The 21922-nt window shown below is 61.6% G+C and carries 22 protein-coding genes and 1 pseudogene; 12 read left to right on the top strand and 11 right to left on the bottom strand.

From position 1 onward, the window contains the following. The 12 genes from ACLD1X_RS05475 to ACLD1X_RS05420 all read left to right on the top strand — a co-directional run. Nucleotides 1–109 (top strand): hypothetical protein (locus ACLD1X_RS05475; RefSeq protein ID WP_429366464.1); only part of this gene is annotated, 109 nt, incomplete at its 5' end. Between the two features lie 178 nt (nucleotides 110–287). Beyond that, a complete protein-coding gene (gene hutI / locus ACLD1X_RS05470; RefSeq protein ID WP_429366458.1) occupies nucleotides 288–1493 on the top strand; it encodes an imidazolonepropionase in 1206 nt (401 codons plus the stop codon). 10 nt (nucleotides 1494–1503) lie between these two features. Further along, entirely contained in the window at nucleotides 1504–2307 is an 804-nt protein-coding gene (hutG, locus tag ACLD1X_RS05465; protein ID WP_429366457.1) for an N-formylglutamate deformylase, read from the top strand. 234 nt (nucleotides 2308–2541) lie between these two features. Further along, nucleotides 2542–3489 (top strand): choline ABC transporter substrate-binding protein, encoded by a 948-nt coding sequence (gene choX / locus ACLD1X_RS05460; protein ID WP_429366456.1) that lies wholly within the window; start codon nucleotides 2542–2544, stop codon nucleotides 3487–3489. Between the two features lie 146 nt (nucleotides 3490–3635). Next, a complete protein-coding gene (locus tag ACLD1X_RS05455) occupies nucleotides 3636–4541 on the top strand; it encodes an alpha/beta hydrolase (protein WP_429366455.1) in 906 nt (301 codons plus the stop codon). Between the two features lie 104 nt (nucleotides 4542–4645). Then, on the top strand, nucleotides 4646–5617 hold the full coding sequence (pip, locus tag ACLD1X_RS05450; RefSeq protein ID WP_429366454.1) for a prolyl aminopeptidase: 972 nt from the start codon (nucleotides 4646–4648) through the stop codon (nucleotides 5615–5617). Further along, complete coding sequence (gene dtd / locus ACLD1X_RS05445; RefSeq protein ID WP_429366453.1) at nucleotides 5614–6051, top strand: D-aminoacyl-tRNA deacylase; 438 nt, start codon at nucleotides 5614–5616, stop codon at nucleotides 6049–6051. Before pip ends, dtd begins: the two co-directional genes overlap by 4 nt. Nucleotides 6052–6372: 321 nt before the next feature. Then, a complete protein-coding gene (locus ACLD1X_RS05440; RefSeq protein WP_429366452.1) occupies nucleotides 6373–8190 on the top strand; it encodes a glucan biosynthesis protein in 1818 nt (605 codons plus the stop codon). Next, complete coding sequence (mdoH, locus tag ACLD1X_RS05435) at nucleotides 8183–10753, top strand: glucans biosynthesis glucosyltransferase MdoH (protein ID WP_429366451.1); 2571 nt, start codon at nucleotides 8183–8185, stop codon at nucleotides 10751–10753. Before ACLD1X_RS05440 ends, mdoH begins: the two co-directional genes overlap by 8 nt. A gap of 196 nt (nucleotides 10754–10949) precedes the next feature. Then, a complete protein-coding gene (locus ACLD1X_RS05430; RefSeq protein ID WP_429366450.1) occupies nucleotides 10950–11747 on the top strand; it encodes a transporter substrate-binding domain-containing protein in 798 nt (265 codons plus the stop codon). Nucleotides 11748–11875: 128 nt separating this feature from the next. Then, the gene (locus tag ACLD1X_RS05425; protein ID WP_429366449.1) at nucleotides 11876–12835 is read left to right on the top strand and encodes an amino acid ABC transporter permease; all 960 of its coding nucleotides are present in this window, start codon (nucleotides 11876–11878) and stop codon (nucleotides 12833–12835) included. Then, a complete protein-coding gene (locus ACLD1X_RS05420) occupies nucleotides 12828–13562 on the top strand; it encodes an amino acid ABC transporter ATP-binding protein (RefSeq protein ID WP_429366448.1) in 735 nt (244 codons plus the stop codon). The genes ACLD1X_RS05425 and ACLD1X_RS05420 overlap by 8 nt, the downstream gene beginning before the upstream one ends. Before the next feature lie 95 nt (nucleotides 13563–13657). Here the strand turns inward: ACLD1X_RS05420 and ACLD1X_RS05415 are convergent, their stop codons facing one another. The 11 genes and pseudogenes from ACLD1X_RS05415 to ubiE all read right to left on the bottom strand — a co-directional run bounded on the left by ACLD1X_RS05415 (nucleotide 13658) and on the right by ubiE (nucleotide 21862). Next, a complete protein-coding gene (locus tag ACLD1X_RS05415; protein WP_413428252.1) occupies nucleotides 13658–14371 on the bottom strand; it encodes a methyl-accepting chemotaxis protein in 714 nt (237 codons plus the stop codon). Between the two features lie 141 nt (nucleotides 14372–14512). After that, a pseudogene (locus ACLD1X_RS05410) lies at nucleotides 14513–15574 on the bottom strand (methyl-accepting chemotaxis protein); the annotation flags it as partial. 226 nt (nucleotides 15575–15800) lie between these two features. Further along, nucleotides 15801–16508, bottom strand: a complete 708-nt coding sequence (locus tag ACLD1X_RS05405; RefSeq protein WP_429366447.1) for a 16S rRNA (uracil(1498)-N(3))-methyltransferase — start codon at nucleotides 16506–16508, stop codon at nucleotides 15801–15803. Next, a complete protein-coding gene (gene tatC, locus ACLD1X_RS05400; RefSeq protein ID WP_429366446.1) occupies nucleotides 16505–17299 on the bottom strand; it encodes a twin-arginine translocase subunit TatC in 795 nt (264 codons plus the stop codon). The genes ACLD1X_RS05405 and tatC overlap by 4 nt, the downstream gene beginning before the upstream one ends. Then, nucleotides 17296–17742: a Sec-independent protein translocase protein TatB gene (gene tatB, locus ACLD1X_RS05395; protein WP_429366445.1), complete on the bottom strand. Its 447-nt coding sequence runs from the start codon at nucleotides 17740–17742 to the stop codon at nucleotides 17296–17298. Before tatB ends, tatC begins: the two co-directional genes overlap by 4 nt. Before the next feature lie 10 nt (nucleotides 17743–17752). After that, nucleotides 17753–18025, bottom strand: coding sequence for a twin-arginine translocase TatA/TatE family subunit (locus ACLD1X_RS05390; RefSeq protein WP_429366444.1), 273 nt, complete (start codon nucleotides 18023–18025; stop codon nucleotides 17753–17755). 25 nt (nucleotides 18026–18050) lie between these two features. Next, a complete protein-coding gene (locus ACLD1X_RS05385) occupies nucleotides 18051–18383 on the bottom strand; it encodes a phosphoribosyl-ATP diphosphatase (RefSeq protein ID WP_046816939.1) in 333 nt (110 codons plus the stop codon). Next, complete coding sequence (gene hisI / locus ACLD1X_RS05380) at nucleotides 18376–18777, bottom strand: phosphoribosyl-AMP cyclohydrolase (protein WP_007899278.1); 402 nt, start codon at nucleotides 18775–18777, stop codon at nucleotides 18376–18378. The genes ACLD1X_RS05385 and hisI overlap by 8 nt, the downstream gene beginning before the upstream one ends. Before the next feature lie 90 nt (nucleotides 18778–18867). Beyond that, complete coding sequence (gene ubiB, locus ACLD1X_RS05375; RefSeq protein ID WP_429366443.1) at nucleotides 18868–20472, bottom strand: ubiquinone biosynthesis regulatory protein kinase UbiB; 1605 nt, start codon at nucleotides 20470–20472, stop codon at nucleotides 18868–18870. Beyond that, nucleotides 20469–21092 carry a ubiquinone biosynthesis accessory factor UbiJ gene (locus ACLD1X_RS05370; RefSeq protein WP_429366442.1) on the bottom strand — a complete coding sequence of 208 codons (624 nt, stop codon included), beginning with the start codon at nucleotides 21090–21092 and terminating at the stop codon, nucleotides 20469–20471. Before ACLD1X_RS05370 ends, ubiB begins: the two co-directional genes overlap by 4 nt. Further along, nucleotides 21092–21862, bottom strand: a complete 771-nt coding sequence (gene ubiE, locus ACLD1X_RS05365; RefSeq protein ID WP_223447390.1) for a bifunctional demethylmenaquinone methyltransferase/2-methoxy-6-polyprenyl-1,4-benzoquinol methylase UbiE — start codon at nucleotides 21860–21862, stop codon at nucleotides 21092–21094. Before ubiE ends, ACLD1X_RS05370 begins: the two co-directional genes overlap by 1 nt. Nucleotides 21863–21922: the final 60 nt, after the last annotated feature.

Below are 21922 nucleotides of genomic sequence, written 5' to 3'. Positions count from 1 at the left end.
CTACGAGAAGGACCGTTTCTTCGCGCCGGACATCAACGCGGCGACCGAGTTGCTGGCGTCGCGCTGCCTGAGCGAGCTGGTTTCGGCGAAGTTGCTGCCGAGCCTGTAAGGCCCCTCCTGTAGGAGCGAGCCTGCTCGCGAAAAACGCCCGGGCAACGCGGGCGTTCAGGCCGGGCGCGTTATCGTTGACGACCATCGCGAGCGGGCTCGCTCCTACAGTGGATTGTGTTAACCCTGTAGGAGCTGGCTTGCCAGCGATTCGATTTTGAACAAGACGAGGACTCGGGATGAAAACCCTCTGGCAACACTGCCACGTCGCAACCATGGCGCAAGGCGCTTACTCGATCATCGAGGACGCGGCCATCGTGACGTCCGGTGCGCTCATTGAGTGGATCGGGCCGCGCGCTGAACTGCCGGCGGGAGAGTACCCGGCGGTCAACGATTTGAACGGGGCCTGGGTTACACCGGGCCTGATCGACTGCCACACCCACACGGTGTTCGGCGGTAACCGTAGCGGCGAATTCGAACAGCGCCTGCAAGGCGTCAGCTACGCGGAAATCGCCGCCAGCGGTGGCGGCATCGCCAGCACCGTGCGCGCCACCCGTGCCGCCAGCGAAGACGAGTTGTTCGCCAGCGCCGCCAAGCGCCTGAAAAGCCTGATGCGCGATGGCGTCACCAGCATCGAAATCAAGTCCGGCTACGGCCTGGACCTGGCCAGCGAACGCAAGATGCTGCGCGTCGCCCGACGTCTCGGTGCCGAACTGCCAATCAGCGTGCGCAGCACCTGCCTGGCCGCTCACGCCTTGCCGCCGGAATACAAGGATCGCGCCGACGACTACATCGATCACATCTGCGCGCAAATGCTCCCGGCTCTCGCCGCCGAAGGGTTGGTGGATGCGGTTGATGCATTCTGTGAGTACCTGGCGTTTTCCCCGGCGCAGGTTGAGCGGGTATTCATCACCGCTCAGAAACTGGGCTTGCCGGTGAAACTGCACGCCGAGCAATTGTCGTCGCTGCATGGTTCGAGCCTGGCGGCGCGTTACCACGCACTGTCCGCCGATCATCTGGAATTCATGACCGAAGACGACGCCATCGCCATGGCCGAATCCGGTACCGTCGCGGTATTGCTGCCGGGAGCCTTCTACTTCCTGCGCGAAACCCAACTGCCGCCAATGGAAGCCCTGCGCAAGCATGGCGTGAAAATCGCCATCGCCAGCGACCTCAATCCGGGTACCTCGCCGGCGCTGTCGTTGCGCCTGATGCTGAACATGGCCTGCACCTGTTTCCGCATGACCCCGGAAGAAGCCTTGGCCGGTGCAACGATTCACGCCGCTACCGCGCTGGGCATGGCCGACACCCATGGTTCGCTGGAAGCCGGCAAGGTCGCGGATTTCGTGGCCTGGCAAATCGAACGTCCGGCCGACCTGTCGTACTGGCTGGGCGGCGACCTGGAAAAACGCGTCGTGCGTCACGGCGTCGAGACAAGTCTGTAGGAGAGCAGCTGTGGATAAGGTTCTGAACTTCAAACAAGGCCGCGTACCGCTGCTGATCAGCATGCCCCACGCGGGCGTGCGCCTGACTCCGGTGGTCGAGGCCGGGTTGATCCCGGACGCGAAAAGCCTGCCGGACACCGACTGGCACATCCCGCAGCTTTATGACTTCGCCGCTGAACTGGGTGCCAGTACCCTGGCCGCCGAATACTCGCGATTCGTCATTGACCTGAACCGTCCGTCCGACGACAAGCCACTGTACGTGGGCGCGACCACCGGCTTGTACCCGGCCACACTGTTCGACGGCGTGCCATTGTTCCGTGAAGGCCTGGAACCTTCGAAAGAAGAACGGGCGACCTATCTGGAGCAGATCTGGACGCCGTACCACAGCACCCTGCAGCAGGAGCTGGCGCGATTGAAGGCCGAGTTCGGTTATGCACTGCTGTTCGATGCGCACTCGATCCGCTCGCTGATCCCGCACCTGTTCGACGGCAAGCTGCCGGACTTCAACCTCGGCACCTTCAACGGCGCCAGTTGCGATCCTCAATTGGCCACGCAACTCGAAGCGATCTGCGCGCGTCATGACAATTACACCCACGTGCTGAACGGGCGCTTCAAGGGCGGCCACATCACCCGCCATTACGGCAACCCGGCCGAGAACATCCACGCCGTGCAGCTGGAACTGGGCCAGTGCACCTACATGGAAGAGTTCGAGCCGTTCCGTTATCGGGCGGATCTGGCGCAGCCTACTCAAGTCGTATTGAAGGAACTGCTGCAAGGCTTGCTGGCCTGGGGCGAAAAGCACTACAACGCCTAACCCCTGTAGGAGCGAGCTTGCTCGCGAAAAACGTCAGGTCAACGTGTGCATTCAGACAGCCCGCGTCATCGTTGTCCTCCATCGCGAGCAGGCTCGCTCCTACAGACAGTCGCCACTGTGCAAAACACGGTCGCCTCAGTTCGCTTTTACCGCTCGTCTGCTGCGTAATGTTTCGGCCACGGTGCACAAAGACACCGGCCCGACAATAATCCGCTGCCGCACGAGATCATCCCGATGAAAAGACTGTTCACCCGCTGTCTCTCAATCTTCTGCGGCACCGCTCTGTTGAGCGCTGGCGCCATGGCCGCGGACGACGCCTCCTGCAAAGCTGTGCGCATGGGCGTGGTCAACTGGACCGATGTGATCGCCACCAGTGGCATGGCCGATGTGCTGCTCAACGGTCTGGGCTACGAAAGCAAGCAAACCAGTGCTGTGCAGCAAATCATCTTCGCCGGCATCCGCGACAAGCGTCTGGATATCTTCCTCGGTTACTGGAAACCGGCGATGGACAAAAACATCGCGCCGTTCCTGGCCGCCAACCAAGTGAAAGTCCTGGATAAGCCCAGCCTGGCCGACGCGCAGGCAACGCTCGCGGTGCCTGACTATGTCGCTGCCGCAGGTTTGAAAACCTTCGGCGATATCGCCAGATTCAAAGATCAGCTCGGCGGCAAGATCTACGGCATCGAGCCGGGCAGCGGCGCCAACACCACGATCAAGACCATGATCGAGACCAATCACTTCGGCCTGAAGGACTTCAAACTGATCGAGTCCGGCGAGGCCGGAATGCTGGCGGCCGTGCAGCGGGCGGTGAATCGCAAGGAGTTCGTGGTGTTCGTCGGCTGGACCCCGCACCCGATGAACATCAACATGAACATCTCCTACCTGACCGGCAGCGAAGATGTCTATGGTCCCAATGAAGGCGCCGCAACCGTTTCCAGCGTGACGGCCCCGGATTACGCCGAGCGCTGCCCGAACGTCAACCGACTGCTGGAAAACCTGACGTTCACCGCTGCCCAGGAAAGCCAGTTGATGGTGCCGATCATGGAGCGCCAGACGGCCCAGGATGTCGCGAAAAAGTGGCTGCGTGAGCATCCCGAAGACTTGCAGCGTTGGCTGGCGGGTGTCAGCAGTTTCGAGGGCAAGGATGGCGTGGCGACGGTTCAGGCCAGCCTGAAAAACTGACATCAAAACCCTGTAGGAGCGAGCTGGCTCGCGATGATCGTCAACGATAACGCGGCGAGCCTGATACCCCGCGGCGTTCTCGGGTTTATCGCGAGCAAGCTCGCTCCTACAGGGGCCATATATTCCGCTGAACGGGCAGTATGCTCATGGCTCCTTACCCGCTTTCCGAGCAGATGACGGCTTTCGTCGAGAAAACCGTCAGTTTCAACAGCACCGACAGCAGCCCCGATGGTCTGCGCCAGGCCTACAGCGAAATGTGCCGGGCGTTTACCCCGGCGCGTCCGGCCGGGTTGTATGTGGTCGATTTCGAGTTGGCCGGGGTTGCTGTTCGCTCCTATCAGCCACCGACCCTTGGCGTGTCCTGCATCGTCTACCTGCATGGCGGTGGCTGGGTGGTGGGGGACCTGGATTCCCACGACTTCATCTGCGCCGAATTGGCATCGACACTCGGTGTACTGGTGATCGCCGTCGATTACCGCCGGGCACCGGAGCATCCGTTTCCCGCCGCCTTCGATGATTGCCTGAAGGTCTGGCGAGCACTGCGCACCGGGCCGTTTCAACTCGATCCGCAGCGCATGCTGGTGGCCGGCGACAGTGCGGGCGGCAATCTTGCGGCGGCACTGTGCCTGGCGCTGCGCGATGCCGGCGAGCCGGTGCCGTGCGCGCAGGTACTGATCTATCCGGGGTTGGGCGGCGATCACCGGCTGCCATCGCGCAGTGAGTGCATCGACGCGCCATTGCTGAGCAGCAGTGACGTCGATTGTTATCACGCGCTTTACCTGCAAGGCACCCGCCATCCGAACGCCTATGCCATGCCATTGCTCGCCAAGGATTTCAGTGGGCTGCCACCGGCATGGATCGCCGTGGCGCAATTCGATCCGTTGCGTGATGACGGCGTGCTGTACGCCGAGCGCCTGAATGCCGCGGGCGTGGCCGCCACGCTTTATCCCGGCGAGGGCCTGGTGCATGGCTGTTTGCGAGCCCGTGGGCAAGCGGCCGAGGTCGATGCGCTGTACGAAATCCTTTTCGGATATCTGTCGACAAGACTCTGACTCCGCACAGGCATGCTCATTGACGTAATTCGGGTTTATGATGCCGGACGGCAGAATAATAGAAGTCCCCCCAGGGATGACCTCGACCCCTTACGGAGTGCGCAATGCAGACTTTGTACCCGCAGATCAAACCCTACGCCCGGCACGATCTGGCCGTCGATGCGACCCACACCCTGTACGTCGACGAAAGCGGTTCACCGGAAGGATTGCCGGTGGTGTTCATCCACGGCGGTCCCGGTGCCGGATGTGATGCCCAGAGTCGTTGCTACTTCGATCCCAACCTTTATCGCATTGTCACTTTCGATCAGCGCGGTTGCGGTCGCTCCACGCCCCACGCCAGCCTGGAAAACAACACGACCTGGGATCTGGTCGCCGATCTCGAGCGGATTCGCCAGCACCTGGGCATCGACAAGTGGGTGCTGTTTGGCGGCTCCTGGGGTTCGACCCTGGCGCTGGCCTACGCGCAAACCCACCCCGAGCGTGTACATGGCCTGATCCTGCGCGGGATCTTTCTCTGCCGTGCGCAGGAAATCGAATGGTTCTACCAGGCCGGCGCCAGCCGTCTGTTCCCCGATTACTGGCAGGACTACCTCGCACCGATCCCGCTGGACGAGCGCGACGACTTGCTCACAGCGTTTCACAAACGCCTGACCGGCAACGATCAAATTGCCCAGATGCACGCTGCCAAGGCCTGGTCCGTCTGGGAAGGCCGCACCGCGACCCTGCGCCCCAACCCACTGGTGGTCGATCGCTTCTCAGAGCCTCAGCGCGCACTGTCCATCGCCCGCATCGAATGCCATTACTTCACCAACGGCGCCTTCCTGGAGCCGAACCAGTTGATCCGCGACATGGGCAAGATTGCCCATTTGCCCGGCGTGATCATCCACGGTCGCTACGACGTGATCTGTCCGCTGGATAACGCCTGGGAGTTGCACCAGGCCTGGCCGAACAGCGAACTGCAAATTATCCGTGACGCAGGCCATGCCGCTGCCGAGCCGGGTATTACCGATGCCTTGGTGCGGGCTGCCGACAAGATGGCCCGTCGTCTGCTGGACCTGGCGCCTGAAGAAGCATGAAGGCTCTGCTGCAACGGGTGCGTGGTGCACGAGTCGAGGTCGCGGGCGAGATCGTGGGTGCCGTCGACCAGGGATTGCTGGTACTGGTGGCCGTCGAGCCCGACGACACGCGGGCCAGCGCCGACAAACTTCTCAATAAGCTGCTTAACTATCGGGTGTTCAGTGACGCCGAGGGCAAGATGAATCTGTCCCTGGCGGATGTGGGCGGCGGGTTGCTGCTGGTCTCTCAGTTCACCCTGGCTGCCGATACCAAAAGCGGGCTGCGTCCGAGTTTCTCGACCGCGGCCCCTCCGGCGCTGGGCGAGGAATTATTCGACTATCTATTAAGCAAAGCGAAACAGGTGCATGGCACAGTGGCATCAGGTAGATTCGGCGCGGATATGCAGGTGCACCTGGTCAATGATGGCCCGGTAACCTTCCTGTTACAGACCTGAAAGCGCTTGAAACAAGTTTTTAAGCTCATTTCGACTGAAAACAGGGTTTTTTCGCGATAAATACTTTGTTACCCCTGATGCGTTGTAACGCGGCCTACTAGATAATCGCGCGCTACGGGGATCAGCGTTCGTTGGTCCATTTTGACTTAGGTAGAGACTTGTCTGGATCCGATTGGGGAATCATTTCGCCCCAGCGGAGTCGGAACAATGCTCGCCAACTTGGCAAGAGTGGTTTGCAAGGGCGGTTTTTTCATACCGCAGACCGTGCAGACCCTTTAACTGGCCGTTGGTTTTTTGATCTGTTTTCGGCGAGGGTTGCTCGTGATTGTTAGTCCCTGTAACGCACCAAAATTGTCTGCCAAACGGTTGCGCAGCGCCCTGGTAGCGGGCTCTGCAATGCTCTGCCTGCTCAGCGCCGGCCAGCTTTGGGCATTCAGTCTGGATGATGTATCGGCCAAGGCAAAAGAACTGGCCGCGCAGAAATACGAAGCGCCGCGCAGTAACCTGCCGAACGAGTTCCGCGACATGAAATTCGCGGACTATCAGAAAATTCGTTTTCTGACGGAAAAAGCCGAGTGGGCTGATCAGAAGACGCCGTTCAAGCTGTCCTTCTATCACCAGGGCATGCATTTCGATACGCCGGTGAAAATCAACGAAATCACCGCGAACACCGTCGAAGAGATCAAATACGACCCGAGTCGTTTCGACTTCGGCGACATGAAGTTCGATCCCAAGGCCACCGAACAACTGGGTTATGCCGGTTTCCGTGTGCTGTACCCGATCAACAAGGCCGACAAGCAAGACGAAATCATGACCATGCTCGGCGCGAGCTACTTCCGCGTCGTCGGCAAGGGTCACGTCTATGGTTTGTCCGCTCGCGGCATGGCCATCGATACCGCCTTGCCGTCCGGCGAAGAATTCCCGCGTTTCCGCGAGTTCTGGGTTCAGCAGCCCAAGCCAGGCGACAAGCACCTGGTGATCTTCGCCCTGCTTGACTCGCCTCGTGCCACCGGTGCCTATCGCCTGATCCTGCGTCCGGGCAGCGACACCATCGTCGACGTCAAGGCGCAGATGTTCCTGCGTGACAAGGTCGGCAAACTGGGTATCGCCCCGCTGACCAGCATGTACCTGTTCGGCGCCAACCAGCCGTCGAAAGTACTCAACTACCGTCGCGAACTGCATGACTCCAGCGGTCTGGCGATCCATGCCGGCAATGGCGAGTGGATCTGGCGTCCGCTGAACAACCCGAAACACCTGGCGGTGAGCAACTTCAGCGTGGAAAACCCGCGCGGCTTTGGCCTGCTGCAGCGTGGCCGCGACTTCAGCCACTATGAAGACCTCGACGATCGCTACGACAAGCGCCCAAGTGCCTGGATCGAACCGAAAGGCGAGTGGGGCAAGGGCACCGTTGACCTGGTCGAGATTCCAACCGCCGACGAAACCAACGACAACATCGTTGCCTTCTGGAACCCGGAAAAGTTGCCGGAACCTGGCCAGCCGCTCGATGTCGCTTATCGTATGCACTGGACAATGGACGAATCGGCCATTCACGCACCGGACAGCGCCTGGGTCAAACAGACCCTGCGTTCCACCGGTGACGTCAAGCAGTCCAACCTGATTCGTCAGCCGGACGGCAGCGTTGCCTACCTGGTGGATTTCGAAGGCCCGTCCCTGGCGGCATTGCCGGCCGATGCGGAAGTTCGCAGCCAGGTCAGCGTTGGCGACAACGCCGAGCTGGTGGAAAACAGCGTGCGCTTCAACCCTGAAACCAACGGCTGGCGCCTGACCCTGCGGATGAAGATCAAGGATCCGGGCAAGGCCACTGAAATGCGTGCCGCACTGGTGCAGAACATTGTGCCGGCGGATCTGGCCAAGACTTCGATCCCGTCGTCGAACTCGTCGGTTGCCAAGGCCGACAAGGTTGCCGCCAAGCAACAGGAGAAAGCGGACAAGGAAGCCAAGCAAGCGGAGGCCAAGCAGGCTGAAGCGAAGCCTGCTGCAGATGCCAAGGAAAAGGCCAATAATAAAGACGCCAAGCAGCCTGCCGCTGCCGACGCGGCCCCAGCCACACCGGAATCGGCCCCGACTGAAGAAGTCCTGACCGAGACCTGGAGCTATCAGTTGCCTGCCGATGAGTAACTCTCAAGTACGGCCAGAAACTCTCTCCGAGTATCTGGCGCATCTGCCGATGACCGACGAGCAGCGCGCGGAACTCGCGGGCTGCCAGTCTTTCAGCGAATTGCATGAACGCCTGTCGTCCTCGACGTTCGACGCCCCGACCGAAGCCGCCCAGGCTTCCGTCGGCAAACGCCTGACCCTGAGCACTGCCGAAGAGCTGCAGGACGCGGAAATGCTGGCGCTCGACGCCAACGGCCGGGTCTGCCTCAAGGCCACTCCGCCGATCCGGCGGACCAAGGTCGTGCCGGAGCCGTGGCGCACCAACATCCTGGTGCGTGGCTGGCGCCGCCTGACCGGTCGCACCAACCCGCCGAAGCCGCCGAAGGACGAACGTGTCCTGCCGGCCGCGCGCTGGCGCAGTGTCGGTTCGATCCGTCGCTACATTCTGTTGCTGCTGATGCTCGGTCAGACCATCGTTGCCGGCTGGTACATGAAAGGCATCATGCCGTACCAGGGCTGGTCGTTCGTCGACCTCAACGAAGTGCTGCACCAGCCGCTGCTGCAAACGGCCACGCAAGTGCTGCCATATGCCTTGCAGACCAGCATCCTGATCCTGTTCGGAATCCTGTTCTGCTGGGTGTCGGCCGGTTTCTGGACGGCGCTGATGGGCTTCCTGGAGTTGCTCACCGGTCACGACAAGTACCGTATTTCCGGTGCCAGCGCCGGCGATGAACCGATTCCGAAGGATGCGCGCACCGCACTGGTGATGCCGATCTGCAACGAAGACGTGCCACGGGTATTCGCCGGCCTGCGGGCGACCTTCGAGTCGGTTGCGGCCACGGGTGACCTGGACCGCTTCGATTTCTTCGTCCTCAGTGACAGTAACGACGCCGATATCTGTGTCGCCGAGCAACAGGCCTGGCTGGACGTCTGCCGCGAAGCCGGGGGCTTCGGCAAGATCTTCTATCGCCGCCGTCGCCGTCGCGTAAAACGTAAAAGCGGCAACCTCGACGACTTCTGCCGACGTTGGGGCGGTGACTACAAGTACATGGTCGTACTCGATGCCGACTCCGTGATGAGCGGCGAGTGCCTGACCAGTCTGGTACGCCTGATGGAAGCCACGCCGGACGCCGGGATTATCCAGACCGCGCCACGCGCGTCGGGCATGGACACCCTGTATGCGCGCATGCAGCAGTTCGCTACCCGTGTGTACGGCCCGCTGTTCACCGCCGGCCTGCACTTCTGGCAGCTGGGCGAGTCGCATTACTGGGGCCACAACGCGATCATCCGCATGAAGCCGTTTATCGATCACTGCGCCCTGGCGCCGTTGCCCGGTAAAGGCGCGTTCTCCGGTGCGATCCTGTCCCACGACTTCGTTGAAGCCGCGCTGATGCGCCGTGCCGGCTGGGGCGTGTGGATTGCCTACGACTTGCCGGGCAGCTATGAAGAACTGCCGCCAAACCTGCTCGACGAACTCAAGCGTGACCGTCGCTGGTGCCACGGTAACCTGATGAACTTCCGCCTGTTCCTGGTCAAGGGCATGCACCCGGTGCACCGCGCGGTGTTCCTGACCGGCGTGATGTCCTACCTGTCGGCGCCGCTGTGGTTCTTCTTCCTGGTGTTGTCGACGGCGCTGCTGGCGGTCAATACGCTGATGGAGCCGCAGTACTTCCTCGAACCGCGCCAGCTCTATCCGCTGTGGCCGCAATGGCACCCGGACAAGGCCATTGCGCTGTTCTCGACCACCATCGTGCTGCTGTTCCTGCCGAAACTGTTGAGCATCATCCTGATCTGGGCCAAGGGCGCGAAAGAGTTCGGCGGCAAGTTCAAGGTGACCCTGTCGATGCTGCTGGAGATGCTGTTCTCCATGCTGCTGGCGCCGGTGCGGATGATTTTCCACACCCGTTTCGTCCTCGCCGCGTTCCTCGGCTGGGCCGCGACCTGGAACTCGCCGCAACGTGACGACGACTCCACGCCGTGGAGCGAAGCGGTCAAACGCCACGGTCCGCAAACCCTGCTGGGTTTCTTCTGGGCCATGCTGGTGATCTGGCTGAACCCGAGCTTCCTGTGGTGGCTGGTGCCGATTGTCGGTTCGTTGATGCTGTCGATCCCGGTGTCGGTGATTTCCAGCCGCGTCGGCCTGGGCCTGAAGTCCCGTGACGAGAGCCTGTTCCTGATCCCTGAGGAATACAATCCGCCGCAGGCCTTGCTGGCCACCGACCAGTACACCCACGAAAACCGCTGGCACGCGCTGAACGACGGCTTCGTCCGTTCGGTGGTCGACCCGCAGCAGAACGCCCTGGCGTGCTCGCTGGCGACCTCGCGTCACCGCGAGGCCGAGCCGATCGAATGGCTGCGTATCGAACGGGTGCGGCACGCGATGAAAGTCGGTCCTGAAGGACTGACCAACAACGAGCGTGTGCAGTTGTTGAGCGACCCGGTGGCATTGGCCCGCCTGCATGAGCAGGTCTGGAGCGAAGGCCACGCCGAGTGGCTGGGTGCATGGCGCAAGTCGGTCAAGGCCGACCCCCACGCACCGCTGCTGCCGCTCAAGCCGTTGAGCGCGCAACCTCAGTTGGCCTGATGAAGAAAAGCCCCGCTACCCAGCGGGGCTTTTTTTTGCCTGTTCGTTCCCAAACCCTTGTGCAAACGGGCGAGTAGTTTAGGATCCGTCCCCGAATTGGTGTGCCCGGATAATTTTTGTCCGTATTGGCGCGTTTCCTCCCGGGGAGCCGCCATTTTTGCGCGCCTCACAACGCAATGGTTTTGGGGACTTGAAGATGAAGAAGTATCTGTCGATGCTGCTGGTCGGCGTCACGGCACTGGTTGCAGTCAACGCGGCGCAGGCCGGTGCCATCGATGACGCGGTCAAGCGCGGCACGTTGAAAGTCGGCATGGACCCGACCTACATGCCGTTCGAAATGACCAACAAGCGCGGCGAGATCATCGGTTTCGAAGTCGACATTCTCAAAGCCATGTCCAAGGCCATGGGCGTCAAGCTGGAGCTGGTGTCCACCGGTTACGACGGCATCATCCCGGCCCTGCTGACCGACAAGTTCGACATGATCGGCAGCGGCATGACCCTGACCCAGGAGCGCAACCTGCGCCTGAACTTCAGCGAACCGTTCATCGTGGTCGGCCAGACCCTGCTGATCCGCAAGGAGCTGGAAGGCACCATCAAGTCCTATAAAGACCTGAACACTGCCGACTACCGCATCACCTCCAAGCTCGGCACCACTGGCGAAATGGTCGCCAGGAAGCTGATCGCCAAAGCCAAGTACCACGGCTACGACAACGAGCAGGAAGCCGTGCTCGACGTGGTCAACGGCAAGGCAGACGCCTTCATCTACGACGCACCTTACAACGTCGTGGCGCTGAACAAGGTCGGCAACGGCAAGCTGGTGTTTCTCGACAAGCCGTTCACCTATGAGCCGTTGGCTTTCGGCCTGAAGAAGGGTGATTACGACAGCATCAACTTCATCAACAACTTCCTGCACCAGATCCACGAAGACGGCACCTACGATCGCATCCATGACAAGTGGTTCAAGAGCAGCGAGTGGCTCAAGGACATGGAGTAACTCGGTCAGCCAGATCGAGTCGTCCCATTCGCGAGCAAGCCCGCTCCCACATTAGACCGAGATCAAATGTGGGAGCGGGCTTGCTCGCGAAGAGGCCCTCCAGGGCAACACAAAAACCGGAACCTGCAATGAAACAGAAAAAAGCCCAATGGCCCTGGCACGTGCTGACCGTGCTGGTGCTGATCGGCCTGGCCGGCGCGTTGTATTACGCCACCTCGCTGATGTCCTACGAATGGCGCTGGAACCGTGTGCCGCAATACTTCGCTTACCACGCCGAAGAATCCCAGCGCGCCGCCGACATCTCCACCGTCAGCGAACTGGTGCGCAAGGGCGACAAGGCCGAAGTCACCCTGCGCAACGATGCGGGTGATGAGCAGCGCCTGACCGTCGACGACAACAGCCTGCAAGTCGCCCAGGGTGATGACGTAGCCGAGGGCGATGTGATTGGCGTGACCCGCCATTGGGCCGCCGGACCGCTGATGTGGGGCCTCTGGACCACCTTGTGGTTGTCCGTGGTGTCTGGCGTTCTCGGGCTGCTGATCGGTCTGGCCACCGGCCTGTGCCGCCTGTCGAACAACCCGACCCTGCGCGACCTCTCGACCATTTACGTCGAACTGGTGCGCGGCACGCCGCTGCTGGTGCAGATCTTCATTTTCTACTTCTTCATCGGCACCGTGATGAACCTGTCCCGGGAATTTGCCGGGATCGCCGCGCTGTCGCTGTTCACGGGCGCCTATGTGGCGGAAATCATCCGTTCCGGCGTGCAATCCATCGCCCGTGGCCAGAACGAAGCCGCACGGTCGCTGGGTTTGAGCGCCGGCCAGTCGATGCGTCATGTGGTACTGCCGCAAGCCTTCAAGCGTGTGCTGCCGCCGCTGGCCGGGCAGTTCATCAGCCTGGTGAAAGACACCTCGCTGGTGTCGGTGATCGCGATTACCGAGCTGCTTAAAAGCGGCCGCGAAGTCATCACCACCTCGTTTTCGCCGTTCGAAATCCTGTTCTGCGTCGCCGGTCTGTACCTGTTGATCAACCTGCCGCTGTCGAAAATCGCCAGCCGGCTTGAGCGGAGGCTCGCGCAAAGTGATTGAAGTCCGCGATCTGGTAAAAGTCTTCGACACCCGCGGCCAGGTGGTGCGCGCGGTGGATAACGTCTCCACCATCGTTGCCAAGGGCGAAGTGCTGGTGGTGATCGGCCCGTCCGGCTCCGGCAAGTCGACCTTCCTGCGCTGCCTCAATGGCCTGGAAGAGTTCGACTCCGGCTCGGTGAGCATCGACGGCCTGCAACTGGCCGATCCGAAAACCGACGTCAACGCCTACCGCCGCGAAGTCGGCATGGTGTTCCAGCACTTCAACCTGTTCCCGCACATGACCGTGCTGGAAAACCTCTGTCTGGCGCAGAAGGTCGTGCGCAAGCGCGGCAAGAAAGAGCGCGAGGCCAAGGCCATTGCATTGCTGGAAAAAGTCGGGATTGCGCAAAAGGCCCACGAGTTTCCGTCACGCCTGTCCGGCGGTCAGCAACAGCGCGTGGCGATTGCCCGGGCGCTAGCGATGGAGCCGAAGGTCATGCTGTTCGATGAGCCGACCTCGGCACTTGACCCGGAAATGGTCGGCGAAGTGCTGGATGTGATGAAAAACCTGGCCGTGGAAGGCATGACCATGGTTTGCGTCACCCACGAAATGGGTTTCGCCCGGGAAGTGGCGGACCGGGTGCTGTTCTTCGATCACGGCAAGTTGCTGGAAGACGCGTCGCCAGCGGAGTTCTTCGACGCGCCGAAGGATCCGCGAGCGCAGGCGTTTTTGCGGCAGGTTTTGTAGTTTCAGCGTCTGACAGACCGCTTTCGCGAGCAAGCCCGCTCCCACACTGGAATGCGTTCTCCTGTGGGAGCGGGCTTGCTCGCGAAGGCATCACCTCAAACCTTGAATTTGCCCACCAGCATTTGCAAATGCGTCCCCAGCCGCGCCAGCTCAACGCTGGAGGCCGCAGTTTCTTCACTGGCTGCCGAGGTCTGATCCGACACATCCCGCACATTCAGCACGCTGCGGTTGATCTCTTCGGCCACGGCGCTTTGCTGTTCGGCGGCAGCGGCGATCTGCTGGTTCATCGCCTGGATCGCCGAGACGGTGCGGGTGATGCTTTCCAGTGAGCCGCCGGCGCGGCGGGTCAGTTCGACACTGCTGTCGGTCAGGGTGCGGCTGTTGTCCATGATGGTCGCCACTTGCTGCGTGCCGTTTTGCAGGCCGACGATCAGCTCTTCGATCTCTTCGGTGGACTTCTGGGTGCGCTGGGCCAGGCTGCGGACTTCGTCTGCCACCACGGCAAAGCCACGCCCGGCCTCACCGGCGCGGGCGGCTTCAATCGCCGCGTTGAGCGCCAGCAGGTTGGTTTGCTGGGCCACGGACTTGATGACGTCGAGCACGCTGCCGATCTTGTCGCTTTCGCGCTTGAGTTCACCCATGGCTTCGGTGGAGTGACCGACTTCCGCGGCCAGGCGTTCGATCTGGGCGATGGCTTCACCGACCACTTTGTCGCCCTCGCGGGCCTGCTGGTCGGCGGCGACGGCGGCTTCGGAGGCCTCTTCGGCGTTACGCGCCACTTCCTGCACGGTGGCGGCCATTTCGTTCATGGCAGTCGCGACCTGATCGGTCTCGACCTTCTGGCTGTTGACCCCGGCGCTGGTCTGCTCGGTCACGGCCGACAGCTCTTCGGCGGCGCTGGCAATCTGCGTGACACCATCGCTGATGCCGCCGATCAGTTCACGCAGGCCCTGGGTCATGCTCTGCATGGCACGTTGCAACTGGCCAAGCTCATCACGGCGCAGGGAGATCAGGTTGTGAGTCAGGTCGCCACTGGCAACGCGTTCAGCGACGGCCAGGGTCTGGTTCAGCGGAATGATGATCTGCCGGGTGATCGCCCAGGCGGCCAGCAGGCCGAAAGCGATGGCCAGTACCGTGGCGAGGGTCAGCATGTTCTTCGCGTGGGCGGCATCGGTGTCGCGCACGACGGTTTGCGAGACGGTGAGTTTCTGGCTCATGTCCAACAGGATCTCGCCTTGGGCAGACATGCGTGCCAGGGCCTTGGCGCTGGCCACCTGGGAGTCGCGGAACTGGCTGACAGCGGCGCGGTAGGCCTTCAGCGAATCCGTCGCCTGTTGCAGATTGGCGATGTGTTCTTCAGGCAGTTTGGCCGGCAGGCTCTCGAGATTCTTCAGGGCGTTGTCGATGGCATCCAGGGCCGGCTGTTCGGCTTCGCTCTTGCCGCTGTAGGTGTAGCCGCGAACCTGGAAACGCGCCTGCTGGATCAGTTTGCTCAGGTCTATCACGCTGTTGAACGCTGCGACGCTGTCGCCTTGCAGCATGGATTTTTCCACTTCGGCGACGCGGGCTACGGCATTGTCGGCGGTGGCGCCGAGTTTGCTGCGGGCATCTTCACGCTGGGCGCCGGCCTGGGTCATGTCGCCGAATGCGCGACGGTATTCGGCGACAGCAGCCAGTTGTTGCTCGACCATGGCCGTATCAGCCGGTTGCTCGATCAGGCCGCGGGCGGTCTGCAGGCCGCTTTCGAGTTTGCCCAGCAGATCGTTGACGGCGCCGGGGCCTTGTTCGCCGCGACGCATCTCGTAGTCCAGGCGTGCAATGCGCAGGTCCTTGGTCAGGTCGTTGAGGCTGGCGATGAACCCCAGTTTATCGCCACGGCTGGTCACGCCGCTCAGGCCGCTCCAGCCGGTGAAGGTGATCAGCAGGGTCAGCAGCAGCACCAGACCGAAGCCTATCCCCAGCTTGCGTTTGACGCTGACGTTTCCCAGATTTTCGGCTAGCCATTGATACATGCTGAAACTCCCCGGACCGCAATTTGGTTTTATGGGGGGTATATCGGCAGGGGCGTCTGAATCTGTAGGTGCTGCCCGATATACGGGCGGATGATTATCTTGAGTAGAAGTTGGACCTGTGGGAGCGGGCTTGCTCGCGAAAGCGGTATTTCAAACGCAGATGATGCATTGAATGTACCGGCCTCTTCGCGAGCAAGCCCGCTCCCACAGGGGATTGTGTCGGGAATTAGAAAAGGCGTGCCAGCAGCGCGGTCACGGCGGTTTCGACCCGAAGAATGCGTTCGCCCAGTTGCACCGGTTGCAGGCCGGATTTGCCCAGCAGGTCGATCTCGTAGGGAATCCAGCCACCCTCGGGGCCGATGGCCAGGGTCACCGGTTCGCTGAGTGCGCGAGGGCAGGGCGGGTAATTGCCCGGATGTCCCACCAGGCCGAGGGTGCCGTCGGTGATCGCCGGCAAACGGTCTTCGACGAACGGCTTGAAGCGCTTCTCGATGAAAACTTCCGGCAGCACGCTGTCCCGCGCCTGTTCCAGGCCGAGGATCAACTGCTCGCGAATCGCTTCCGGCTCCAGGAACGGGGTCTGCCAGAAGCTCTTCTCGACGCGATAGCTGTTGACCAGCACGATGCGTGGCACACCCATGGCCGCCACGGTTTGAAACACCCTGCGGAGCATCTTGGGCCGTGGCAGGGCCAAAACCAGGGTCAATGGCAGCTTGGCGGGAGGCGGCTGGTCGAGAGTGACGCGCAATTCCGCTTCGTCGGCGTCCAGGCGCAGCACTTCGGCCGAACCCATCAGCCCGCCGATCCGCCCGACGCGCATGCTGTCGCCGACTTCGCAGCGGTGGACTTCCTGCATGTGGGTCAACCGGCGATCACGCAGGACCGCCCGGTCGGCCGCGATGAAGTCGGCCTCTTCAAGGAGCAGCAGGTTCACGCTTGGGTCGCTGGCGGCTGGTCGTTGTGATCGTCAGCCGGCTGGTCTTCCTGATGGTCGCTGCGCTTGCTGATCAGGCTGCCGAACAGGATGCCGATCTCGAACAGCAACCACATCGGCACGGCCAGCAGGGTCTGCGAGAAGATGTCCGGTGGCGTGAGGATCATGCCGACCACGAAGCAGCCGATGATCACGTACGGGCGGATTTTCTTCAGGTATTTGACGTCGACCACGCCGATCCACACCAGCAGCACCACGGCCACCGGGATTTCGAACGCCACGCCAAAGGCGAAGAACAGCGTCATGACGAAATCGAGGTAGCTGGTGATGTCGGTCATCATCTCCACGCCGGCCGGGGTGGCCGCGGCGAAGAACTTGAAGATCAGCGGGAACACCAGGTAATAGGCAAACGCCATCCCGGTGTAGAACAGCACGATGCTGGAAATCAGCAACGGCACGGCAATGCGCTTCTCGTGCTTGTACAGGCCAGGCGCGATGAAGCCCCAGATCTGATGCAGGATCACCGGGATTGCCAGGAACAGCGAGACCATCATGGTCAGTTTCAGTGGCGTCAGGAACGGCGACGACACGTCGGTGGCGATCATCGTTGCGCCGGCCGGCAGGTATGCCCGCAGTGGCGTCGAAACGAAGGTGTAGATCTGCTGGGTGAAGGCGAACAACCCGCCGAAGATGATGAAAATCGCCGCTACGCAGCGCAGCAGTCGGGTACGCAACTCGGTGAGGTGCGAAACCAGCGGCATGTGCTGGTCGTTTTCAGGGAGATCGCTCATGAGGCTCGCGGAGGCAAAGTGGTGTCGTGAGAAGCCGGCGTTGTCGGCGCGGCGGCTGGAGCAGCGGGTTCAACCGGCGTCGCGGCCACAACGGGCGCAGGCTCCGTAGCCGCTACGGCAGGCGCTGTCGTGGCAGTAGCGGCAGGCGCTTGAATCACCTGCTCTCCCACCTGCTCCACCGGCGTCGGCTCCTGCTGGGTCGGCGTGAAGATTTTCCGCGCCTCCTGCTCAAGCGACAGGATGTGTTCGTTGTGCAGTTGCCGACGAATCTCGTCGGCACCGATTTCACGTTCAACTTCCTGTTTGATTGCGTTGAAGCTGCGCTTCAGGCGCCCGACCCACAGGCCAGCGGTGCGCGCAGCGCCCGGCAAGCGCTCGGGACCCAGCACCAGCAGGGCAACGAGGCCGACGAGCAGCAGTTCAGAGAAGCTGATACCAAACATTAGTCAGTACTCACACGTCTTTGCGGATCGGCTCTTCGACTTTCTGCGCCTGCACATCGATGGTGTGCGGCTGGTTCACCGAGGCCTGCGGCTGAGCCGGCGGAACCGGTTGGGTCGGGGTCGCTGCCGGGTCGGCCGGTTTCTCGTCGTCGTTCATGGCTTTCTTGAAGCCCTTGATCGATTCACCGACGTCGGTGCCGAGGTTTTTCAGTTTCTTGGTGCCGAATACCAGTACCACGACAACCAGGATGACGATCCAGTGTTTCCAGTCAAAAATGCCCATGCTGCTGCTCCTCTCTAATAGTTATTCAGGCGGACGGGCGCGAGGCTTTCTCGGCGTGTCCGGAGAGACCGAAACGTCGGTCCAGTTCATCGAGTACAGCCTGTGGATGCTGCCCCAATTGGGCAAGCATGACCATGCTGTGGAACCACAGATCGGCGGTTTCGTAGATCACATCGCTGCAGTCACCGCTGACGGCGGCATCCTTGGCGGCAATGATGGTCTCGACCGACTCTTCGCCGACTTTTTCCAGAATCTTGTTCAGGCCCTTGTGGTACAGGCTGGCGACATACGAGCTGTCGGCGGCGGCGCCTTTGCGCTCTTCCAGTACCTGTGCCAGACGGGTGAGAGTGTCACTCATGTGTGTGCCCTGCGGAATAGATGGCATGCGGATCTTTCAGGACCGGATCGACGGTTTTCCAGTCGCCGTTCTCGAAAACACGGTAGAAGCAGCTCTGGCGGCCAGTATGGCAGGCGATATCGCCGATCTGCTCGACCATCAGGATGATGACGTCGGCGTCACAGTCCAGGCGCATCTCGTGCAGGGTCTGCACATGGCCGGACTCTTCGCCCTTGCGCCACAGCTTGCCACGCGAACGCGACCAGTAAATGGCGCGGTTCTCGGCAGCGGTCAGTTCCAGTGCTTCGCGGTTCATCCAGGCCATCATCAGGACGCGCCCGGTCTTGTGATCCTGGGCAATCGCCGGCACCAGGCCGTCGGCATCCCACTTGATCTCGTCCAGCCAATTCTTCATCAACGACTCCGATACGGCCCGCACTTCAAAAATCGGGGGCCTGCGTTCAATGCAGCGTCCAAACAGTGTGCCAGCGTGTTGCACGACTGGCTATCGGCGAACGACCAGATACAAACCGACCGCCATCATGATGCCAGCCGGCCAGTAAGCCAACTGGTTCAGCGGCCCCCCGGCAGCAAGGACGGCGCCACCCGCCAGGTGAGCCGTGCCGAGCAGGCGCAGGAACCAGTCGTCCCGGCGTCGATGCCATGCTGGAGGCGGATCGTTGGCATGGGGCTGGGACAGGCGTTCGAGCAGGTCACGCGTCATGTTGGCCAGGTGCGGGATCTGTTCGATCTGGCTCTGCACGTTGCCAAACAAGGCTTTGGGACTGACGCGCTCGCGCATCCAGCGTTCGAGGAAGGGCTGCGCGGTGTTCCACAGGTCGAGGTCCGGGTACAGCTGGCGGCCCAGGCCTTCGATGTTCAACAGGGTTTTTTGCAGCAGGACCAACTGCGGCTGCACCTCCATGTTGAAGCGCCGCGCGGTCTGGAACAGGCGCATCAGCACCTGACCGAAGGAAATATCCTTTAACGGTTTTTCGAAGATCGGCTCGCACACGGTACGGATCGCCGCTTCGAATTCGTTGAGTTTGGTTTCCGCCGGCACCCAGCCCGAATCGATGTGCAATTGCGCCACGCGGCGGTAATCACGCTTGAAGAAGGCGAACAGGTTGCGCGCCAGGTAATCCTGGTCTTCCGGGGTCAGGCTGCCGACGATGCCGCAGTCGATGGCAATGTACTGCGGGCTCCACGGATTCACGGTGCTGACGAAAATGTTGCCGGGGTGCATGTCGGCGTGGAAGAAGCTGTCGCGGAACACCTGGGTGAAGAAGATCTCCACGCCACGCTCGGCGAGCATTTTCATGTCGGTGCGCTGGTCGGCCAGGGTCGCCAGATCCGTGACCTGGATGCCGTAGATGCGCTCCATCACCAGCACTTTCGGCCGGCACCAGTCCCAGTAGACTTGCGGCACGTACAGCAGCGGCGAACCGTCGAAGTTACGCTTCAACTGGCTGGCGTTGGCCGCCTCGCGCAGCAGGTCGAGTTCGTCGTAGATGGTTTTTTCGTAATCGCTGACCACGTCCACCGGGTGCAGCAGGCGCGCATCGGCAGACACTCTTTCGGCAGCGCGCGCGAGAATGAACAGCCACGCCAGATCCTGCTTGATGACCGGTTTGAGGCCCGGGCGGATCACCTTGACGACGACTTCTTCACCGGTTTTCAGTTGCGCGGCATGCACCTGCGCCACCGAGGCCGAGGCCAGCGGTTCTACGTCGAAACGGCTGAACACGTCACTGATTTTCTTGCCCAGCTGCTCTTCGATCAGCTTCACCGACACCTGGGAATCGAACGGCGGCACCCGGTCCTGCAGTTTCATCAGCTCATCGGCGATGTCTTCCGGCAACAGGTCGCGGCGAGTGGACAGGATCTGCCCGAACTTGATGAAGATCGGCCCCAGGTCCAGCAGCGCCAGGCGCAGGCGCGCGCCGCGGCTCAGGTCCAGCGGTTTGCGCGGGAACCAGCGCCACGGCAAGGCATAGCGCAGCGCCATCAGGAACCAGGGCAGTGGCAGGTCGAACAGCAGGTCATCGAGGCGGTAGCGGATCACGACGCGCTGGATGCGCAACAGACGGCGGACGGCAAGCAGCTTCATGCGTTATCGCTTGGGTCGAGGGATCGGGAAAGGCGCTCGAAACGCGCCTCGAGACGTTCCAGATCGAGCTTGATCTGGTCCAGTTCACTGAATCGGGCTTCGGCTTCGCGCTGACCGACCAGGGTGCGCGACTCTTCGGCCAGGTATTCGCCCAGGTTCTGGCCCAGGCTGGCAAAGCCTTGCTGATACCAGCGGGCGCGGCTGCGCAGGTGACCGCCGACCAGTTGCGTGGCCACCGGCCCCAGCCAGCGCGAGAGTTCGTACTCCCAGTCCAGCTCAAGGTCCTGGAGGATCGCCGCCAGTTCCAGCAGCACGCCGCTGTCACCGTCGAGTTCGACTTCAGGGCTGTGCAGGATCGCGGTCTTGTCCTTGCTCATGGCCAGTTTCAACAGGCTCGAAGCCGGTGCGCGCAGGGTGCAGTCGGCGCCGGTTTCCCACTGGGAGGCGAGCATCAGGCCTTCGTCGCTGGGCAGGATGAACAGTTGCAGCGCCGGGCTGCGGCAGTCGACGGCAATCACCTTGCCGGTCAGATGCGCCAGCCGTGGCAGCGCCGTGCTGTCGAGACGCAGCACCCGGTTGAGGCCGAGCTCAACGCTGGCGAGCAGGCCGGCGAGCAGCATCAGGGCTTGATGCCACGGTGCAGGGCAACGATGCCTGCGGTCATGTTGTGATAGGTCACGCGGTCGAAACCGGCCTCGACCATCATCGACTTCAGGGTTTCCTGATTCGGGTGCATGCGGATCGATTCGGCCAGGTAGCGATAGCTTTCCGAGTCGTTGGTGATCAGCTTGCCCATCAGCGGCATGAAGGCGAACGAGTAGGCGTCGTAGGCCTTGGACATCAGCGCGTTGGTCGGCTTGGAGAACTCCAGCACCAGCAGGCGACCACCAGGCTTGAGCACGCGCAGCATCGAGCGCAGCGCATCTTCCTTGTGGGTCACGTTGCGCAGGCCGAAGGCGATGGTCACGCAGTCGAAATGGTTGTCGGGGAACGGCAGTTTTTCCGCATCGGCCTGGACGAATTCGACGTTGCCGGCCACACCGAGGTCCAGCAGGCGGTCACGACCGACCTTGAGCATGGATTCGTTGATGTCGGCCAACACGACCTGGCCGGTCGGGCCTACCAGGTGCGAGAACTTCCGGGTCAGGTCGCCGGTGCCGCCGGCGATGTCGAGCACGCGGTTGCCGGCACGAACGCCCGACAGTTCGATCGCGAAACGCTTCCACAGACGGTGCATGCCGCCCGACAGAAGGTCGTTCATCAGGTCGTACTTGGCGGCTACCGAGTGGAAAACCTCAGCGACTTTTTCCGCTTTCTGGCTTTCCGGAACGTTTTTGAAGCCGAAGTGAGTGGTGGGTTCGGCATCGTTGCCTTTGCGCTGATCAGTCATATCGCTGTCACCAAAAGAGAATGCGCGACATTCTAATCCCCAAGGGATGCTTTGTCTTGG

The sequence above is a fragment of the Pseudomonas sp. 18173 genome (assembly GCF_050432945.1).
GTDB lineage: Bacteria > Pseudomonadota > Gammaproteobacteria > Pseudomonadales > Pseudomonadaceae > Aquipseudomonas.
The sequence above is the reverse complement of the archived record's forward strand: the minus strand, read 5'-3'. Positions and strand labels throughout refer to the sequence as shown.

What these genes read in the sequence shown, in the direction of transcription:
- ACLD1X_RS05415 (WP_413428252.1), bottom strand. Translation starts at nt 14,371, where the DNA reads ATGAACGAAATGGCCGCCACCGTGCAGGAAGTGGCGCGTAACGCCGAA.
- tatB (WP_429366445.1), bottom strand. Translation starts at nt 17,742, where the DNA reads ATGTTTGGTATCAGCTTCTCTGAACTGCTGCTCGTCGGCCTCGTTGCC.
- ubiB (WP_429366443.1), bottom strand. Translation starts at nt 20,472, where the DNA reads ATGAAGCTGCTTGCCGTCCGCCGTCTGTTGCGCATCCAGCGCGTCGTG.
- ACLD1X_RS05390 (WP_429366444.1), bottom strand. Translation starts at nt 18,025, where the DNA reads ATGGGCATTTTTGACTGGAAACACTGGATCGTCATCCTGGTTGTCGTG.
- ubiE (WP_223447390.1), bottom strand. Translation starts at nt 21,862, where the DNA reads ATGACTGATCAGCGCAAAGGCAACGATGCCGAACCCACCACTCACTTC.
- hutI (WP_429366458.1), top strand. Translation starts at nt 288, where the DNA reads ATGAAAACCCTCTGGCAACACTGCCACGTCGCAACCATGGCGCAAGGC.
- ACLD1X_RS05425 (WP_429366449.1), top strand. Translation starts at nt 11,876, where the DNA reads ATGAAACAGAAAAAAGCCCAATGGCCCTGGCACGTGCTGACCGTGCTG.
- mdoH (WP_429366451.1), top strand. Translation starts at nt 8,183, where the DNA reads ATGAGTAACTCTCAAGTACGGCCAGAAACTCTCTCCGAGTATCTGGCG.
- ACLD1X_RS05370 (WP_429366442.1), bottom strand. Translation starts at nt 21,092, where the DNA reads ATGCTGCTCGCCGGCCTGCTCGCCAGCGTTGAGCTCGGCCTCAACCGG.
- tatC (WP_429366446.1), bottom strand. Translation starts at nt 17,299, where the DNA reads ATGAGCGATCTCCCTGAAAACGACCAGCACATGCCGCTGGTTTCGCAC.
- hisI (WP_007899278.1), bottom strand. Translation starts at nt 18,777, where the DNA reads ATGAAGAATTGGCTGGACGAGATCAAGTGGGATGCCGACGGCCTGGTG.
- ACLD1X_RS05455 (WP_429366455.1), top strand. Translation starts at nt 3,636, where the DNA reads ATGGCTCCTTACCCGCTTTCCGAGCAGATGACGGCTTTCGTCGAGAAA.
- ACLD1X_RS05385 (WP_046816939.1), bottom strand. Translation starts at nt 18,383, where the DNA reads ATGAGTGACACTCTCACCCGTCTGGCACAGGTACTGGAAGAGCGCAAA.
- dtd (WP_429366453.1), top strand. Translation starts at nt 5,614, where the DNA reads ATGAAGGCTCTGCTGCAACGGGTGCGTGGTGCACGAGTCGAGGTCGCG.
- pip (WP_429366454.1), top strand. Translation starts at nt 4,646, where the DNA reads ATGCAGACTTTGTACCCGCAGATCAAACCCTACGCCCGGCACGATCTG.
- choX (WP_429366456.1), top strand. Translation starts at nt 2,542, where the DNA reads ATGAAAAGACTGTTCACCCGCTGTCTCTCAATCTTCTGCGGCACCGCT.
- ACLD1X_RS05430 (WP_429366450.1), top strand. Translation starts at nt 10,950, where the DNA reads ATGAAGAAGTATCTGTCGATGCTGCTGGTCGGCGTCACGGCACTGGTT.